Annotated in this window: 2 protein-coding genes; one reads left to right on the top strand and one right to left on the bottom strand. The window is 69.1% G+C overall.

Translation table 11 applies throughout. From position 1 onward, the window contains the following. Window positions 1–681 precede the first annotated feature (681 nt). A complete protein-coding gene (locus NVU01S_RS33420) occupies window positions 682–1,353 on the bottom strand; it encodes an alpha/beta fold hydrolase (protein WP_244467581.1) in 672 nt (223 codons plus the stop codon). Window positions 1,354–1,876: 523 nt separating this feature from the next. Between NVU01S_RS33420 and NVU01S_RS33415 the strand changes: the two genes are divergently transcribed. Then, the gene (locus tag NVU01S_RS33415) at window positions 1,877–2,647 is read left to right on the top strand and encodes an oxidoreductase (protein ID WP_043683429.1); all 771 of its coding nucleotides are present in this window, start codon (window positions 1,877–1,879) and stop codon (window positions 2,645–2,647) included. Window positions 2,648–3,034: the final 387 nt, after the last annotated feature.

The raw sequence follows: 3,034 nt of genomic DNA, 5'->3' as shown, positions 1-3,034 counted from the left end.
GCGTGCCGGGGCAGGGGCGGGGCGGGGTGGGCGGGGTTCCCGCACTTCTTCCGTGTTCACGCACCCCGACTCGCCGAGGGACACACCGGGATCAGGACCGGAAAGGGTGCGGGAACAGGCACGACCTCGCAGACCCGGCACACCTGGCACGCCGCATCCGGGTCGCTGGCCGGGCGGCTGCCTACGGCCGCCGGATCGGCCACTGGACGCCTACGCCGCGTGGCAGGGTGTCGCGTGGCGGGGCGCCGCGTGGCAGGGGCGGGGTGGGCGAGGGTTCCCGCACCCTTTCCGTGCTCCCGCACCCCGACTCGCCGAGGGACACACCGGGATCAGGACCAGAAAGGGTGCGGGAACAGGCATGACCTCGCAGACCCGGCGCGTCTGGGCAGCGGGCAAGGCGGCTGCCTGCGGCCGCCTTGCCTGCCATTGGACACCTACCGCCGCGGGGCGCCGCGGCGTGGCGAGGCGTGGTGGGGCGAGGCGAGGTGGGGCGAGGCGAGGTGGGGCGAGGCGCCGCGGGGCGGGGCAGGGGCGCCGCATGGCGTAGCGGGCGTGGCAGGGGCGGGGCGCCGCGTGGCGGGGGTGGGCGAGGGTTCCCGCACTCTTTTTGTGTTCCCGCACCCCGACTTGCCGGGGGACACGCCGTGATCGGGATCGGAGAGGGTGCGGGAGCAGAATGACTCAGGCGGTGAGGAACTCGGCGATATCGGTCGCGAAGCGGGGGTGGCGGGTGACGCCGGTGTGGCTGGTGGCGGGGTAGATGATCAGGCGGGAATCCGGGATGCCGTCGGCGGTTCGCCGGAAGTTCTCGGTGCTGTAGCCGGCGTCCCGTTCGCCGCCGAGAACGAGGGTGGGGACGAGGATTTCGCCGAGCCGGTCGGAAAGATCGAAATCGTCCTCGGCACGCAGGAAGGCCAGGGTGTCCGCCGGGTTCTTGGGGCGCGCCAGCGGATCGATCAACCACATCGCCGCACCCGCTACCCGCGCCAGGATCGGCGAGGAGACGGTGGTCGACGCCATGTGATGCAGGGCGCGCCGGCCCGCGAAAGCCGCTTCGCCGTAACGGATCTGGCTTTCCTTCGCGAGCGGATCCAACCGGTAGCCCGAGGACGCGACGACCAGGCGGCGCACCACGGCCGGATGATCCACCGCCAGTTGCAGCGCCACCGAGCCACCCGACGACACACCGACCACATCGACGGGCTCACCGAACTCGGCGCGCAACGCGTCCGCATGCTCGGCGGCGATATCGGCCATCGTCGTGCCCGCCGCCATGCCGGGCGCCCGACTGACCGCATAAACCCGAAAGCGCCTGGCCAGCGGTGCCAGCATCTTGATTTCCGAATCCCGCATCCAGCCCCGCGGGTTGGCATGATCCGGCGTGAACCATCGCAAAAACACCAGCGGACGTCCGGCCCCATCGCCAGATAAGGCATGCCGTGCCGCAACGCGCCCTCGGTGACATCGAGCTCCGCGGCGAGGCTGGACTTGCTCATCGTTTCCTCCGGATCTGCTGATCAACGCTCCCCCGTCGACGCTAACCAAAACACCGACGCCCCGCGATAACCCCCGAGGTCATCGATCCCCACACCCGCATCCCGCCCCGACGTAATCCATCGCACCGCAACTCGCGCGCACAGCCACCGGCAGCCGCCTGTCCGGGCTGCGACGCCGGGTCCGCAAAGGTTCGGGGCGGCATAGGAATTACCTATGGCGCCTGCTGAATATTCGTCTTTGCCTGTCGTTCTTTCGCCGACATACCGTGAAATAGCTCGGCCCGGTGCGCAATCGCGATTCTGGCGAAGATTCGTGCCCCGGGGCGCATCGCGCCTATTTCCGTCGAGCCGTCAAATGCTCAATCGAGAGGACAGCTGACATGATCACGGTCGAGAACGGTTCGGGAACAAAAGAACTCGTAGGAAAGCGAGCCCTGGTGACCGGCGGTACTCGCGGAATCGGCGCCGCCGTGGTGCGCCAACTCCTGGACGCGGGCGCCGAGGTGCTTGCGACCGCCCGATCGGAAACGAGCGCGGCACCGGAGGGGGCCGCCTTCGTGGCGGCCGACGTACGGACCCGGGCCGGTGCGGAGACGCTCGCCGCCGCCGCACAGGAGCTGTTCGGCGGCGTGGACATCCTGATCCACAACGCGGGTGGCGCGGACCCCTACCAAGGCGCGCTGGCGATCCCGGACCAAACGTGGCAGGACGCACTGGATTTGAACTTCCTGGCCTCGGTACGGCTGGACTCGCTGCTGGCGCCGGGGATGCGGGACCGGCGTTCGGGGACGATCGTGCACATCTCCTCGGCCGCGGTCCCCACGGTGGCGCCGCCGTTCCTGCACTACACGACAGCGAAGGCCGCACTGGAGAACTACAGCCGCGGATTGGCCGCGGAGCTGGCCCCGTTCGGAATCCGGGTCAACACCGTGTCTCCCGGCAAAACCGCCACCCCTGGTGGCGAGGCGACGCGGGAGCAGTGGGCACGCCTGAGCACGGGACCGGGCCAGGACAACACCACCCCACCGCTGGGGCGCGATGGCCTGCCCGCCGACATCGCCAACGCGGTGCTTTTCCTCGTCTCGCCGCGGGCAAGCTGGTTGACCGGAAGCAGCATCGTCATCGACGGCGGCGAATTCCCCAGGGGCTGAATAAAAGTGACGATCACAGCACTCGCGTAGTGCGCGACTACTCGGTGGCGACCACCCGCCGTAGGCCCAGCACCATGCCCGTCGCGGACCCGCGCCTGTTCGGCTCGGGAATCGTCTTGTCTGCTTCGCTGACGGTCGACTCCACCCGTACAACACAATCCGCCGAAAGCAATTCGGCCGCATACGATCTCGCACCGATTCGACGTCACGCCCTCACCGCCGTCGCCACACGGGGCCACAGCCCAGACGTCAGCGACTGTCCCCGATCTTTTGACGTCACCGCCGACACCACGTCGCCAGTGCTCGAACAGCGTCAGACAAACGGAGCCCAATGCCGTTGTGGCGCTTACGCCACAACGGCGCGAGGCCGCTGGGAGCGCTTGCGAG

The organism is Nocardia vulneris, from assembly GCF_001613425.1.
Classification (GTDB): Bacteria; Actinomycetota; Actinomycetes; order Mycobacteriales; family Mycobacteriaceae; genus Nocardia; species Nocardia vulneris.
Note: the sequence above shows the minus strand (reverse complement) of the source record. Positions and strands in the feature narration are given on the sequence as shown.